The following is a 15,187-nucleotide window of genomic DNA, read 5'->3' on the forward strand; positions in this document are numbered from 1 at the left end:
CAACAATGAGAACGCCCACTCTTGCTTGTAGAGATCTCTGTCACATCTAGTGAACAGTTACGGCAGTATTGATAGCCTCTTGCTTCTCCAGAGCCGCCTGGGCAGCCTCCAGAACACGTACAACCGCCAGGCCAACTTCACCATTGGCCCGCGGCTGATTTCCGGTGCGAATCGAATTGACGAAGTCCTCGCATTCCAGGCGCAACGGCTCAACCCAATCGATATGGGGGATGGTAATAGCCCCATGGCGATAGGAGACAACCGGATCGGCGTGTACATCCGCTCCCTTATTGTAAACTTTAATCATCTCTGAGGGATTGGTGTCGTCGTAAACGACCATTCTGGCATCACCAATGACCGTGACACGACGAATCTTGCAAGGATGCAGCCAGCTGACATGCACGTGGGCCGTCATCTGGTCGGCAAACTCTAAATCCAGGTGCGCGATATCACAGATATGCGACTGCAGGTGGGCATGCGCCTGCACCTTAACGCTCTCAGGTGCCTTCCCAAATAAATAGAGAAGAATTGATATATCGTGCGGTGCCAGATCCCAGATTACATTGATATCGCTGCGGAACAGGCCTAAATTGACGCGTTCAGCCTCAACGCAATAGATCTTTCCAAGATCTCCGTTTTGCACCAGCTTGCGTAGCTCGTTGACAGCTGGACTGTATTCAAAGGTATGGCCAACCATGAGGATGAGATTGCGTTGGCGGGCTATTTCTATCAGTTCTTCAGCTTGCGCGACACTGGCGGTGAGCGGCTTCTCTACCAGAACATGCTTGTCATGCAACAACGCTTCTTTCGCCAGCTGGTAGTGGGCACGCACAGGTGCCGCGATCACCACCCCATCAACATCGGAGTTAAGAATATCGTGGAAATCGGTGGTGGTTTTAATCCATGGCTGATTCACAGCGATCGATGCCAGGCGGCTCTGATCCAGATCAGCTACCATGGTAACCGACACATTCGAAAGGCCATCCAGGTTACGGGCAATCTTTGGTCCCCAGTATCCCCAACCAATTAAACCAAAACGTAGATCTGTTCTCATTGGTACATTCCTTATAAGTTCCTACTCTAAAAAGCTCTACATTGAAATACGAAACGATAGATACACAAAACACACAAGTACCATAAAAACCCGGTAGCAATATCGCTTCCATGCGAGCTGTCTGTAACCGTGGATGTATACCTCGGAGGTTCAAGCGGAATGAGAAGCCACGGAACCAATGTATTTCTTTACGCTATCAATGACACGCTGCACTTGCTTCCCGGTAAGTTCTGGATACATCGGTAAAGAAACAATCTTTGGAGCCAGGGCTTCAGTCACCGGAAACATGCCCGGCTTATAACCGTAGGAGACACACGCCGGCTGCAGATGCAAAGGAATGGGATAGTGAACATTGGTGCCAATCCCCTCGTCCTGCATGAATTGGCGGAAACGATCGCGGTCAGGGACCTGAATTACATAGTAGCAGTACACGTGTGTGCCCCAGGGACGTACGACCGGAACCGCATCAACGATCCCACGCAACTGCTCGTTGTAGGCCTGAGCATGGGCCTGGCGTGCCTCGTTCCAACGCTCCAGATGCGGCATCTTGATCAATAATACCGCCGCCTGTAGCTCATCTAAACGACCGTTAGCCCCCATCACTTCATGGAGATAGCGCACCCGCGAGCCATGATCCCGATACATGCGCATCTTCTCCGCCAGCTCGGCATCATTAGTAGTGCAGATGCCAGCCTCGCCAAAGGCACCAAGATTCTTGCTATAGTACAGGCTGAAACACCCGATATCACCGAATGAACCAACTCGCTGGCCTTTATACGTAGCACCATGAGCCTGTGAGGCGTCTTCGATAACACGCAGGCCGTGGACACGTGCGAAATCCATCACCGGCTGCATCTCTACGGCATGGCCATAGAGGTGAACAGGAAGAATAGCTCGTGTACGCGGGGTCAACACCTGTTCAAGCTGCTGCCAGTTCATCAGATAGGTTTCGGGATCGATATCAACGAAGACAGGGATAGCCCCGACCGCTGCGATCGCTTCCACGGTCGCGATAAAGGTATTAGCAACGGTGATCACTTCGTCACCGGCGCCGATACCGCACGCGCGCAAGGCCAGCTCCAACGCATGCGTACCCGAAGCGTTGCCAACACCAAATTGACACCCGCAATACATCGCAAACTCTTGCTCAAATGCCCGCTGCCGGGGCCCTATAAACAGTTGCATCCCTTCGAGAACTTCTTCAAAAGCGGCCATAAATTCAGGCTTTAAAGCCAGATATTGCGCCCGTAAATCTACCAGAGGAATATTTTCAGATGACACTCTTTTTGACCACTCCTTAATCATAATTCAAAATACTTATTACAAAGAATCCTATATAAATCTTACATGTGGATTTATGTTATATTGATATATAACGTCATGTGCACCATACCTTAAACACATAGCTGGTCCCCAATAGGTGCCTGGGACACCTCATCTTTAGATCACCCCTTGTACACAGCGTTATCTATATAAACCCTTATTATTATGATAGCAAATAGGAGTAGCTATTGGATGGCTATAAAGGTGTAAGATAGGTTAAACTATGGCTAATCAGTAAAGAATACACAACCATAGGCAATTCGCGAGAGAAGGGGGGGCTTATGTTTTTATCACCTATTTTCAAACTCTTTACCATATCTCCATAAAAATCCTCACCGATTATACACCTGAGTCAGATAATATTGAAATCAGAATTAACAGAGCGAGGGGAACATAAAAAGTTTTACCTCATGTCTGCACTTTGTGGGAGGCAAACATGATTGTTCAATCGGCGCCCGTCCGAACGATCAGCATCAATACGGGCTACTTGAGAGCAAAGCGTGCACTTGATATTGCTTTTATCCTTCTCATTGCACCCTTTGTACTCCTGGTTGGTATTGTTGTTGCGATCTGTATCAAATCAAACTCTGAAGGCCCTATTTTTTTTCGTCAGAAACGCATCGGCCAGGATGGGGTCGAATTCGAAATGCTTAAATTCAGATCTATGTATGTAAATAGTGATCAGATGGCTCATCGCGAAAAAAATTCTCCAATACATGAATGGTCAAAAGCTCAATGATGACTCTACAGGCAAAATGATGTATAAAGATGTTCAAGATCCACGTATTACTAAAGTTGGACGCTTTATCCGTAAAACAAGTTTGGATGAACTACCACAATTTTGGAATGTGCTGATAGGCCAGATGTCGCTGGTTGGTCCTCGCCCTCCTCTGCCTTATGAGGTTGAACTGTATACATCCCATGAGTGGCTACGCATGATTGGCAGACCAGGGTTGACCGGCACGTGGCAGGTCTATGGACGCTCGCGCGTGACTTTTCAGAATATGGTTGAGATGGACATAGACTATCTCGAAAAACAATCGATATGGCTTGATTTAAAACTTATCATTCTCACAGTTCCAGTTATGCTCTTCGCACGCGGTGGTGCTTAATAAATTATAGTATATCTATTCATTTATCTATCTTTAATGCAGTTTCTTACTCAAGGAAGCAAGAAACTGCATTATTATGTTTTTTGTAGAATAGATCTTACTCTGTTGGCGAGCGTGAGCGCTCCCGCACGGACGTCCGCATGCGCGGCCGCACTCGTTTGGTATGGTGGTGCAACAGGGGCGCGGATGCGCCCCTGTTGCACCACCATACTATGGACTGTTGCACACCGCAGGTGCACCGGGGCCATTTGTGTATGGGTGCAGGGGAGGCGCCTCTTCACCCCTGTTGCACCACCATACTATGGACTGTTGCGCACCGCAGGTGCACCGGGGCCATTTGTGTATGGGTGCAGGGGAGGCGCCTCTTCACCCCTGTTGCACCACCATACTATGGACTGTTGAGCGCTGCAGATACACGGAGGCCATTTGTATATGGGTGCATGAGTTGCGCTAATGCGCAACTCATGCACCCATATACAAAACTGGTGCGGCCGCATCAGCGGACGCACCTACTCGATTGTTCACACAGAAATGTTGAGGCAGCCTTCGCCGTTGTGCAATACGGCATGCATTGCACAACGTAAAAAATAATAGGCTTATATGGAAACTACCCGCAGTGGGCGAATATTCTCATCCTCGGCGGAGCGGCGGATCAGCGTATAACCAACACCAGGCACCGTGAGAATAAAGTGCGGATGGCTTGGATCTGGCTCGACCTTCTGACGTAGATGGCGGATGTGCGCTTTGATTAAACAGGCATCCCCATCGCCATCATAGCCCCATACATGGGTGACGATCTGGTTCGCGGTACAGACATCGTTCGCATTGATAGCCAGCAGGTGCAGCATTTTACTTTCGGTAGGAGTAAGGCGGCTGACCTTGCCGTTTACGGTGACTTCGTTGTGCAGAGAATCGACACAGATAGGACCAACATGGATCAACGATGAGGGTCTGCGTTCAAGAGTCCCGCGTGACCGACGGCTAACCGCTCGAATGCGAGCCAGCAGCTGCGATGGGAAGAAAGGTTTCCGCAAATAATCATCGGCTCCCGACTCCAAACAACGCACCTCATCATGCACATCTTTTCCATCCGTCACCACCAGTATCAACGCGTCGTGCTTGGTGCGCAGTTCGCGGCACAGGGCCAGCATATCTACATCTTTAAGAGCGGTATCCATAATCACCAGATCTGGCCGCTGCTCCAACCATTCAACCCGAGCACGCTCAGCTGTATAAGCACGATAGACCTCATAGCCCAATGTCTTTAGCCAGCTTGTCAGCATCTCTACCAAATCACGATCACTATCGATGATCAGTAATTTCATTGTCTCCTCCCAGCGCTGTGGTTGCCATCCTTCATCCGTCATCACATATACAAATTCAGAATTCATAAACAGGTAAGGTCTTTAGATAGCAGTGGTACTTATAATCATCATGGTTGGAACCATTCATTTGCTATCAAGTAAACGCCACTTGCATGGGTATTTATAACACGCATATCTTTTATCGCTGTATCATCAGCGTACAATGCAACGACAATGTCAAGTAGTCGTACGAACGAGGAATGCGCTACAAGCAAGAACAGATTAACGATTGTTTTTCGTGAAACAGGTTACTGTTCTTCATGCTTTTCGGGCATTTTTATGATGGTAGAACAACAAGGAGACCACTATTGACGTAGACTCGGCTTATCGTCTGATAAAGACTATACCTGATACAATTTTAAATTGCAATGCAGCAATATGGTAATGCATCACAATTTGTAGAAGGTATCGGCATGAAGCTGAAAGAAGAATAAAAATGTTTCTATATAATATGTTTTGTTATCTATATAGGCCTCAGATGGTGCATAACAAGCCAATAGCGATCCCTAACAATCCACCAACAAAGACCTGAATCGGGGTATGACCAATCAGTTCGCGCAGACGCTTCTCCGCTGCCACGGGGCTGCCCTGAAAAGCTTCTTCAATCATCTGATTAAGGAGGCGCGCCTGAATGCTAACGGCACGGCGGACGCCGGCGGCGTCGTACATCACGATACAGGCCAGCACAACAGCGATGGCAAATTCAGCGGACGCGATGCCCATCACGCGACCAACGGCTGTGGCCAGTCCCGTGACGAGGGCCGAGTGAGAACTGGGCATACCACCAGAGGAGACCAGTCGACTCAGGGCCAGTTTTCGTTGCTTGAATAATTCCAGAATAGTTTTGCTCACCTGGGCGATGCCCCAGGCCAGAAAGGCCGCGATCAGCACCCGATTATCCAGTAGAGAACCATGATTTAACATATATTCCACCCTTCCCCTTTTCTATAAATCAAGGGGTGAAAGAGAGGGCGTATCGGTAGTTTCGTCCATGCTCAGTTGCTGCACTGAGAGCTCGGCTTGTTGTAAGAGCTCATTGCAATACTGCGCCAGTTGCATACCATCCTGATACTGCCGCAGCGCCTGGTCTAGTGGCATCTTCCCTTCTTGCAAAGCAGCAATAGCAGCTTCCAGCCGCTCAAAAGCTTCTTCAAATGATAACGTTTCCATCTTATCCCCTATCAAATCTTTTCTAGTGGCTCCTGTACCTGCGCCGCGATCTGTCCATCCTGAACCTGAATGGTGACGACATCGCCCGCCTGCACTTGCCGGGTGCTGGTTACAACGGCCTGATCGCGTTGCTGCCGTACCACCGCATAGCCCCTGGCAATGGTTAAGAGTGGGCTTAAGGAGTGCAATTGCAGGCTTACCCCCCGCAGTCGTTCGGCGCGCAAGGAGATGCTATGCTGCATATGAGTCTGAAGGCGCTCGGTGCATTCATCTATCTGCTGGCGGCGCTGCACGATAATGCTCTGCGGACTCACATGCTGCAGGTCACGCAATGCGTGGGCAAGCAGTGCCTGTCGATCCTCAATGTGCTCGGTAATTAACTCGGTCAGCAGTTGCTGTTTCTCCTGCAGCTCAAACTGCCAGTCCGCGATATCAGGCACGGCGGCCGTGGCCGCGGCCGTTGGTGTAGACGCGCGTAAATCCGCCACAAAATCCGCGATAGTAAAATCGGTTTCGTGACCAACACCACTGATGACCGGGATGCGAGAGCGAGCGATGGCGCGCGCGACAACCTCTTCATTAAAAGCCCAGAGCTCTTCAATCGAGCCACCGCCACGCCCGACGATGATAACATCAGCCTCACCATGCTCATTGAGCAGGTCCAGGGCTGTGGCGATCGAGGCGGGAGCATCAACCCCCTGCACCTGGGCGGGCGCCAGGATAACCTGCGCTAAAGGATAGCGATTGCGCAGGGTACGTAGCATATCACGCAGGGCGGCCGCCTGTAGAGAGGTGACGATGCCGATGATAGAGGGCTGCTCCGGCAATGGACGCTTGCGCTCACTATCAAACAGACCCTCAGCCTCCAGCCGTGCCTTCAGCTGCTCAAAGCGCCGAAAAAGGGCGCCTTCGCCCAGCGGCATGACAGCATCGACATAAAACTGTAGCTTGCCGTCGCGTTCATAAAATGCGACACGCCCGTTGACAGCCAGGGCCATCCCATCACGTAAAGTGGGGGCCGACGTACGCAGGCGTGCCTGCTTGAAGAAGACACAGGACAACTGGGCATCGCCCTCTTTCAAGGTAAAATAACAATGTCCAGATGGATACGTTTTACAATTCGAGACTTCACCGTGCACCCAAATATTTTGCAAGATGTCGTTAGTATCCAGCAACTCTTTCAGATACAGCGAGAGGGCTGAGACACTGATGGCCGACGGGGCTCCGAGAGAGTCCTGAAAGAGCATACGGCTTATGCCTCCTCTGAGCGATCGATCAGGAACAATTGCTGCCCATATTCCACAGCCTGGCCATCCTGAACCAGAATTTCGGCAATACTACCAGCGATCGTGCTCTCTACCTCGTTAATCACATTTAATGATTGAATGGTGCCGACGAGCTGACCCGGCTTGACGCGATCACCAACCGTGACCAGTGGATTGCCTTTGGGCTTGCCCCAGGAATGGAAGATACCAACAAGTGGAGCATTGATCGTATGCCTGGACTCTGCGGCGGCTTCTTCGGACCGGGTCTCGTCGCTTTCGTCCTCGGCAGCGGCAACGGCGTAAGTCGTTACTTCACCCGCGCTCTGCGCCCTGGCTTTTCGCAACACGAGCTGCATCCCTTCGGCGGGCCGCTTGACCTCGATTTCTGAGACATCGCTGGCGTCCAGTAACTGTACCAGGCGCTTGAGATGTTCGATGCCAACCCGGGGAGCGGCACCTTCACGTGTGATGGTTTCGACTTCATGAGAATTATTGTGGTTCATAAAACGACTCCATATATGCTAGCAGACATTGACAAACTTTGTGTCAATGGCCACCAGTGGCAGGAGGGAGGGCAGTCCCTCCTGCTTCCTGTAGTGTGCGGCTAGGCGCGCTCAACGTAGGTGCCGAGTGGTAGTATTAACACGAATCAGATCATCGGTTGAGAGAAACAGCGGAACCTGCACGACCAGGCCGGTCTCCGTGGTGGCGGGCTTGGTGCCACCAGTGGCGGTATCACCTTTGAAACCAGGCTCGGTGTAGGTAATGCGCAGCACAAGTTTCTCAGGGAGCTCCACCGAAATGGGCTCATCTTCATAACGAATAATGTCGAGCTCCAGGTTATCGATCAGATAATTTTTGGCATCGCCTAGCTGCGCCTCGGTCAGCACAATATCGTCATAGGTGCCGGTGTCCATAAAATGATACTGATCGCCATCCTGATATTGGTAGGTCACATGTGAGCGGTCCAGGTAAATGCGCCTGAATTTATCGCCAGCGTCACAGGTGCGGTCGACCGTTGCCCCTGAGCGCAGATTACGCAACTTCATACGCACAATCGCGCCGCCACGACCAATTTTGACGTGCTGCCATTCCAGGATGGAACATAGCTGCCCTTCAAATTCTATCGTGACACCTTTTTTCAAATCACCAGTTGAAATCATGAATACAAATCTCCTTTAGCGCTGAATCACCAGTTCAGTAGGTGACTGCGTTAATACTTCAACACCATCTTCTTTAATCAACACACAATCTTCAACACGTGTACCAGTCCACCCGGGAATGTAGACACCTGGCTCAACCGTGACGACCGAGCCGGCTGGTAATTTGACATCTTCGGGGGCACGTTGTGAAAGAGAAGGGCTTTCATGGATCTCCAGGCCTACTCCATGGCCTGTGCTATGAATGTAGTATTCGGCCAGGCCAGCTTCCGCCAGAACGTTGCGTGCCAGGGCATCGGCATCACGTCCGGAGATGTCCGCGTATAAACCCTGTTCGCAGGTCTTCATCGCACGCAGGACGGCCTCATATATCTCTTTCATGCGCGGCTCGGCAGGTTCGCCCAGGCAGATGGTGCGGGTCATATCGGCACAGTAGCCTTTATAGCGAGCCCCCATGTCGATCGTGATCAGCTCACCGGACTGAATCTGACGCGAACCAGGAACGGCGTGCGGCATAGATCCATTGGGACCGGAAGCAACAATCGAGCTAAATGAGGGTCCATCGGCTCCCAACTCCACCATTTTACGTGAGATCTCCCAGGAGACCTCTTTCTCGGTCATGCCTGGCTGAATCCACTGGCATAGATGCGCGAACGTGTCATCGGTAATGGCGATAGCCCGTCGCAGCAGGTCCAGTTCATGTGGCTGCTTGACGTCGCGCAGGCGATTGACGATGGTCTCTTCAAATGGATGCAGGCTGAACGTTCCTTCGCCCGCCTGGCGCAGCGCATCAAAATCGGAGTAGCGCAGCACGCTGGACTCAAATCCAATCTTCTTCCAGCCATATTCTTGAGCTAGAGAGGCGATCGATTGCGTGTAGTTGCGTCCAGGTGGGATCACGACATGCCACCCAGCCGCTTCACGCGTGGCAACCTCGCCGTACAGCAAATTTGTCAGCAGGATTTGCTGCTGCGCGCTCACGATGACAGAACCAGATCCTTCCTCATCGTTTAGCCAGCCGCTCAAATAAGAAGCGTTTTGTGGGTGCGTGATATAAAAGGCATCCAGACCTTGCTCAGCAATCCACGCCCGGAATTGTTGTACGCTCTCTTGACTCATAACCATCTCTTTCTATTACTCGCTTACCAGTGCCGTCAAGGCCTCCAGCGCTATGACATAGCCTCGCCATCCCAGGCCGGCTATCTGCCCACGGCACACAGGCGCAATCACTGAATGATGCCGGAACTCTTCGCGCGCATACACATTGCTCAGGTGAACCTCGATCGTTGGCAGTCTGGCATCGGCAATAGCATCGCGCAGCGCGATCGAATAATGGGTAAACGCGCCAGGATTAATGACGATACCAGCGGCCTGCGCACGCTGCTGCTGAATATAATCGATCAGGCCTCCCTCGTAATTGGATTGAAAACAGGCGACGCTGACTCCCAGGGCCGCGGCACGCTGACGTACCGCTTCATGGATATGCTCCAGGGTCATCGTACCATAAATCTCGGGTTCTCGGGTACCCAGCATATTCAGGTTCGGCCCGCTTAAGATGAGGAAATTCTGCATCTCTCCCTACTTTTCTCCCATGAATGCCGTAATGATGCGTTCAACCAGTTCATCGGGTAAAGGCGTGATGGTAACTTCACCGATCCGCCTGGGCATAATCCAACGTACTCGCTTGCCAACGACCTTTTTATCGAGCTGCATAGCCGCCAGAATATCACGAGCATGCACTGATCCTTGATAGGTCGTCGGAAGTCCCAGGGCCGCCAGCAATTGATTTTGCCGCTGCATATCCTGATCGCCAAAGAGATCGGACTCGTGCGCCAGCCAGGCCGCCACTACCATACCCAGCGAGACGGCTTCGCCATGCAGCCACTCCCCGTAGCCTGAAACATTTTCTAGCGCATGACCAAAGGTATGACCGTAATTTAAAATGGCGCGTCGCCCCTGCTCTCGCTCATCTTCTTCTATTATCATGACCTTCAAATCGATACAGCGCGCAATGATCTGGCAGAGCAGCTCCACAGGTGGTCGGGAGAAATCGCGCAATGTGCTCGCGTGCGCCTCTAATAATGCAAACAGCTCAGCGTCAAGTATGATACCATACTTTACAATTTCTGCCCATCCCTCTGTACGGGAACGCTCTGGCAGCGATAACAGCACAGCTGGATCGGCCAACACCAGGCGGGGATGATAAAAGGCGCCGATCAGATTTTTGCCGCGAGGATGGTTGATGCCGGTTTTGCCACCAATAGCGGAGTCAACCTGGGCGAGCAGCGAGGTGGGAATCTGGATCAGAGGCACACCACGTAGATAGGTGGCGGCCGCGTATCCTACCAGGTCGCCCACCACCCCACCACCAAGCGCAACCAGCGCTTCACGGCGCTCGGCATGCTGCTCTAACAGCCAATCATAGATCTTCGAGAGCTGCTGCTGTGATTTGCTTTCCTCGCCAGCAGGTACCGTATAGACATACGGTTCAAAACCTGCCTCGGTCAATTGCGACTGTAATGAGGGGATATAGAGATCGTGGATATTGCTATCGGTGATGATAAATACGCGTGGTGGTAGCTGCAACTGCTTGAGATAGACGGCCAGCCGCCGCAATCCGCCCCACTCAACCACGGTATCATATCCCGCCCCCACATGAACGTGACGCACAATAGGAGCCACCTGCTCCTGAGAAATGTGATCTAAATCTTCAAGCATAGCTATAATCTCCCCGGCCACCTGCTCCGTCGGTTTCCCCTGGGTCAGGCAGGTTAGCTCGGCCTCTTGATACCAGGCTTCACGGGCCGCCAGCATCCTTTGTAGATTGGCAAGAGGATCTGTACCAGATAGAAGAGGTCGTATCTCCAGTGTCTGACCTTGTCGCTGCTCCCTGAGATGTTGCGCCTGCAGGCGAAGCAGGGATTCTCGCGGATCAACCTGTAGAAAGACGCGCACACCATGCAGGGTCATAAGCGCGCGATTCTCTGGACGTACAACAATGCCACCACCGGTTACGATGATGGCATCATCTGGTTGTTGCACTGCGTGAGCCAGCATACGGGCTTCGAGTGTGCGAAAATATTCCTCACCGTGCCGGGCAAAAATTGCCGGAATGCGCTCTCCATACTCCTGTTCAATGAGCGCGTCGACATCCAGTAAGGGACGTCCCAACCGTTGCGCCAGCAGGCGCCCGACCGTACTCTTTCCGCTTCCAGACAGCCCTATCAAAAATACGTGTCGCATAGTGGCTCTATTGTACCACGATTCTGCCCTTAATAGAGCTCTTCGTTGCGAATATTTGTGGTCAACGAGTTTACCATGCTAAAAACGGTTGTATCGACCGATTGCACGTGTTCTTGAACCGGCACGCCCTCGCGTAAGAAGGCCTGGATACGATTATCGTAGACGGTAAATTCTCGCCCAAACGAGAACACATATTGCTCAAGCTGTCCACTTTGACGGTTGAGCACCAGGATAGTGTCGTTGGTGGCGCATGATGCTTTCGGAGTGCAATTGGCCCGGTTGGTAAAGGCCCCCACCAGGATCTGCCAGCGCTGATCCCAGGTCTTGACCAGGTATTGATGAGCGATATTGAGCTTCCGATCAAAGGCGACAAAGGTGCTCTGGGCGCTCTGAGCGTCATAGAGCATAACGCTCAACGTCGGGAGTCCAAAGTGACCAACGTACAGGACCTGGTGCGCGCCGACATGCGATTGGAGCTTCTGCTGTGAGAGCTGCAGATGCGCGTCAAATGCCAGCGTCTGGATGTCACCGCTGCCTGGATCATACAGGAGCAGCTGAGAACGGCCAGAGTTGATGAAGTCGCCGCTATAGACGACCCAGTTACTACCTAAATTATGCTGCTCATGATAGTCGAGGATCCCTAGATGCTGATCGAAATCCATGATGCGACCCTCGCCCATCGTGCGATCGTACAGGAAGATACCATCCTGTTGCGCGTTCACGAAGCGGCCAACATAAACTTCCCAGCTGGAATGCCACAGGGTATAGCTCTGTTTCTGGTGAATGCTCAGATCTGGATTGAAATCCATCAGCTCGACGTTGGCCGAACGGTTCTGCTTCTCCCAGTTCGCTAGCTGGCTGCCGCTTAATTCGCCACCTTTATCAGGAGGATTATCAGCCAGAATGTTGGTAGGCATAATATAGCTGTATTGTACGGTCTTTTGCGCGGCAGGCGTAGCGCTCGGCTTGGCGCTGGCCGCCGGCGTAGCAGTAGGGGTCGGCGCCACCGTCGCTGCTTTGGTTGGTGTTGGCGTCGGCGCTGGCGCGGTTGTAGGTGTAGGTGCCACGGCAGGTGTCGCCGTCGCTGCTGGCGCAGATGTCGCCGTAGGTACCACAGCAGGTGTTGGCGTCGGCGCTGGCGCGGTTGTAGGCGTAGGTGTAGGCACCACGGCAGGTGTCGCCGTCGGCGCTGGCGTCGGCGTTATTCCCGGCGTCGGTGTCGCCGTCGGCGTCACTGTTGGCTTTGGCGTCGGCGTCACTACGGGAGTTGGCGTTACTGTTGGCTTTGGTGTCGGCGTCACCGTCGGTTTTGGCGTCGCCGTTGCCGTCGGCTTTGGCGTTGCTGGAGCCGTCGAGGTTGGTGTAGCTGTAGCGGTCGGGGTTGCCTGCGTCGCCGGGCTCAACGGCACCGTCGGTCCAGCAGGAGTCAAGCCTGGAGTCGGAATAGATGGATCAACCGGATTAGTAGTTGGTAGGGTAGGATTATTCGGATCTGCTACAGGCAGGGTACTTGAGAAGCGTTTGTACATAAAGAGGCCGCTGCTCTTACCATTGAAACGCCCAACCGAAATCTCCCAACCCGGTCCAATATTGGATAGGGTCGCATGTTTTTTAATGTGAAAATTGGTGTCCAGGCCCAGAATCTGGATGGTACCCGCTACCCGGTCATAGAGCAAGATCTCTGAGGCATGACCACCCGAGAAATTGCCTACATGGATATCTAGAGTCGATCCCCAGCTACCAGCAGGCGTGGTTGCGTCTCCCAGATCCACCAGGGGTTGAGCCGCATCCGGCACATGCAACAATTCGTCGTCCGATGAAACATCATATGTACGCGGACGCACTTTCTGCGCGGGCAATCGCTGCTGATTCAACTTATAGATCTGGATACTCCCCCGCTGTCGATTATAGAGCAGCAATGCACTGGAGCCGTTGCCAGCGAAGTCCGCGTTAAATTCCTGATCGGAAGAGGCCGGTGAAAGACCCAGCGCGATACGATCGCTCGTATAGGTCGATTGTTGCTGCTGTACGTTGTTGGTAGCGGTAATCCCATTACTGGTGGTAGGGATAGAAGGAATGGTGTTCGCAGAAGCAGCCGCAGCGGCATTCGCCTCGTTGGCGGCCGCAATAGGGTCCCCAAAGCCACTTATGCCAGGAAGGCGGGCAAAGAGCTGACTATCAACCCTGTCGGGAAAATAAATAAAGCGCAGCTGGCCATTCTGGTACTGCGGCTGATTGATCTCACTTACATTATAATTATTAGCGGCATACATATATCTGACGTCACCATAATTTTGATACGTGACGCCAAAGGTCGATTTATCCGCACTCACAGAGGTAACGAAGGCCACGTGCCCCGCCGCGCTCGCCGCCCATGTACCATCCGCCACAGGAAAAACAGCGATCGAACCTACTCGCGGTGTGGTGCCAACGGTGAATCCAGAACGGGCGGCATTTGTAGCCCAATCAGCGGCGTTGCCCCAGTTTATCGGCAGGTCATAGCCCAGCAGGTGCCACTGCTCCCAGGCCCACCAGACACAATTACCACCCAATGGATAAGGGCCGGGACAGAGCATATAAGGGTTACCATCTGGAGAAAAATAGGAGCTACTACAATCAGCACTACTCTGAACGTGTGCCTGGGCATTCACTGATGGTGCGATGGTAAATGGAGAAAACTCTACAAGAATAACCAGGCAAAGTAGAAATAGACCAACGATCTTTACCCACTTACGGCTATCACGGTCACCGCTTAGCCCATGCCTTATCTTCAGCATCCGTCCTTGGGCGGAAAAAAGCATACACGACACACCTTCCTAGAGTGCAGGGACGGTACAAGGTCCTGTGATCGCTTCCCCTGAAAATGCGCTCCGGGTATATCATTGAGGCTTAACGCAAATAAAAAAGCGGCATCCTTATAGATGCAAACTGATATACTCGACGCAACGGTAATAGATTTTTTTGTCGAGAATAAATAGATAGAAGTTCTCGACATACGAAAAATTATAACATCGTATTCATATAGAATCAACCCACTCTGGCTTCTTTTTAGTACTTACGGAATTTATAAAGTTTTTTTACATGCCTTTTAGCATAGTATTTTGCATTTCCGAAGCCCATCATTTCTTAAAAAAACAGCTCGCCAGGCGCTTGACAATCCACCTGATCGATGCTATTATTGTCTGCGTTAAGGGCGATTAGCTCAGTTGGTTAGAGCGCCACGTTGACATCGTGGAGGTCACAGATTCGAGTTCTGTATCGCCCATTTAAATTTACTGGCAACGAATCCCAGAAATTTATCCCATGGTCGATTAGCTCAGTTGGTTAGAGCGCCACGTTGACATCGTGGAGGTCACAGATTCGAGTTCTGTATCGACCACCAACAAGAAGAGGCCCTCCTGCTTATCTGTATAGCAGGAGGGCCTCTTCTTGTTGATAGAGATGCCTGAAAGGGTCTGATACCCCTATGTCAATAGGGGTATCAGGGTCGCTACAA

General features: G+C 51.8%; 14 protein-coding genes and 2 tRNA genes. 4 read left to right on the plus strand and 12 right to left on the minus strand.

Translation table 11 applies throughout. The annotated features are described in order from the left end of the window. Positions 1-46: 46 nt before the first annotated feature. Complete coding sequence (locus AABA21_RS18695; protein ID WP_338252836.1) at positions 47-1,054, minus strand: Gfo/Idh/MocA family protein; 1,008 nt, start codon at positions 1,052-1,054, stop codon at positions 47-49. Between the two features lie 150 nt (positions 1,055-1,204). Beyond that, the gene (locus AABA21_RS18700; RefSeq protein ID WP_338252838.1) at positions 1,205-2,335 is read right to left on the minus strand and encodes a DegT/DnrJ/EryC1/StrS family aminotransferase; all 1,131 of its coding nucleotides are present in this window, start codon (positions 2,333-2,335) and stop codon (positions 1,205-1,207) included. Between the two features lie 478 nt (positions 2,336-2,813). Between AABA21_RS18700 and AABA21_RS18705 the strand changes: the two genes are divergently transcribed. Further along, entirely contained in the window at positions 2,814-3,116 is a 303-nt protein-coding gene (locus AABA21_RS18705) for a sugar transferase (protein WP_338252840.1), read from the plus strand. Then, on the plus strand, positions 3,094-3,489 hold the full coding sequence (locus tag AABA21_RS18710) for a sugar transferase (RefSeq protein WP_338252842.1): 396 nt from the start codon (positions 3,094-3,096) through the stop codon (positions 3,487-3,489). The genes AABA21_RS18705 and AABA21_RS18710 overlap by 23 nt, the downstream gene beginning before the upstream one ends. A gap of 596 nt (positions 3,490-4,085) precedes the next feature. Here AABA21_RS18710 and AABA21_RS18715 read toward each other — a convergent pair. From AABA21_RS18715 to AABA21_RS18760, 10 genes are all read right to left on the minus strand, one after another. After that, positions 4,086-4,880 carry a response regulator transcription factor gene (locus tag AABA21_RS18715; RefSeq protein ID WP_338252844.1) on the minus strand — a complete coding sequence of 265 codons (795 nt, stop codon included), beginning with the start codon at positions 4,878-4,880 and terminating at the stop codon, positions 4,086-4,088. A 447-nt stretch (positions 4,881-5,327) separates the two neighbouring features. Further along, positions 5,328-5,777: a divergent PAP2 family protein gene (locus tag AABA21_RS18720; protein WP_338252846.1), complete on the minus strand. Its 450-nt coding sequence runs from the start codon at positions 5,775-5,777 to the stop codon at positions 5,328-5,330. Between the two features lie 21 nt (positions 5,778-5,798). Next, entirely contained in the window at positions 5,799-6,023 is a 225-nt protein-coding gene (gene xseB, locus AABA21_RS18725; protein WP_126594979.1) for an exodeoxyribonuclease VII small subunit, read from the minus strand. An 11-nt stretch (positions 6,024-6,034) separates the two neighbouring features. Then, a complete protein-coding gene (gene xseA, locus AABA21_RS18730; protein ID WP_338252849.1) occupies positions 6,035-7,270 on the minus strand; it encodes an exodeoxyribonuclease VII large subunit in 1,236 nt (411 codons plus the stop codon). A 5-nt stretch (positions 7,271-7,275) separates the two neighbouring features. Beyond that, a complete protein-coding gene (locus AABA21_RS18735) occupies positions 7,276-7,791 on the minus strand; it encodes an acetyl-CoA carboxylase biotin carboxyl carrier protein (RefSeq protein ID WP_338252851.1) in 516 nt (171 codons plus the stop codon). Positions 7,792-7,902: 111 nt separating this feature from the next. Further along, positions 7,903-8,451, minus strand: coding sequence for an elongation factor P (efp, locus tag AABA21_RS18740; protein WP_338252853.1), 549 nt, complete (start codon positions 8,449-8,451; stop codon positions 7,903-7,905). Positions 8,452-8,466: 15 nt separating this feature from the next. Further along, entirely contained in the window at positions 8,467-9,567 is a 1,101-nt protein-coding gene (locus tag AABA21_RS18745) for a M24 family metallopeptidase (RefSeq protein ID WP_338252855.1), read from the minus strand. Between the two features lie 15 nt (positions 9,568-9,582). Then, the gene (gene aroQ / locus AABA21_RS18750; protein WP_338252857.1) at positions 9,583-10,020 is read right to left on the minus strand and encodes a type II 3-dehydroquinate dehydratase; all 438 of its coding nucleotides are present in this window, start codon (positions 10,018-10,020) and stop codon (positions 9,583-9,585) included. 6 nt (positions 10,021-10,026) lie between these two features. Continuing rightward, positions 10,027-11,691: a 3-dehydroquinate synthase gene (gene aroB, locus AABA21_RS18755; RefSeq protein ID WP_338252859.1), complete on the minus strand. Its 1,665-nt coding sequence runs from the start codon at positions 11,689-11,691 to the stop codon at positions 10,027-10,029. Between the two features lie 29 nt (positions 11,692-11,720). Continuing rightward, positions 11,721-14,492, minus strand: a complete 2,772-nt coding sequence (locus tag AABA21_RS18760; RefSeq protein ID WP_338252861.1) for a CHAP domain-containing protein — start codon at positions 14,490-14,492, stop codon at positions 11,721-11,723. A gap of 390 nt (positions 14,493-14,882) precedes the next feature. Between AABA21_RS18760 and AABA21_RS18765 the strand changes: the two genes are divergently transcribed. Both AABA21_RS18765 and AABA21_RS18770 read left to right on the plus strand, forming a co-directional pair. Beyond that, a tRNA-Val gene (locus tag AABA21_RS18765) sits at positions 14,883-14,956 on the plus strand. 40 nt (positions 14,957-14,996) lie between these two features. Beyond that, positions 14,997-15,073: transfer RNA gene (locus AABA21_RS18770), tRNA-Val, on the plus strand. Positions 15,074-15,187 lie beyond the last annotated feature (114 nt).

The organism is Dictyobacter halimunensis, from assembly GCF_036245075.1.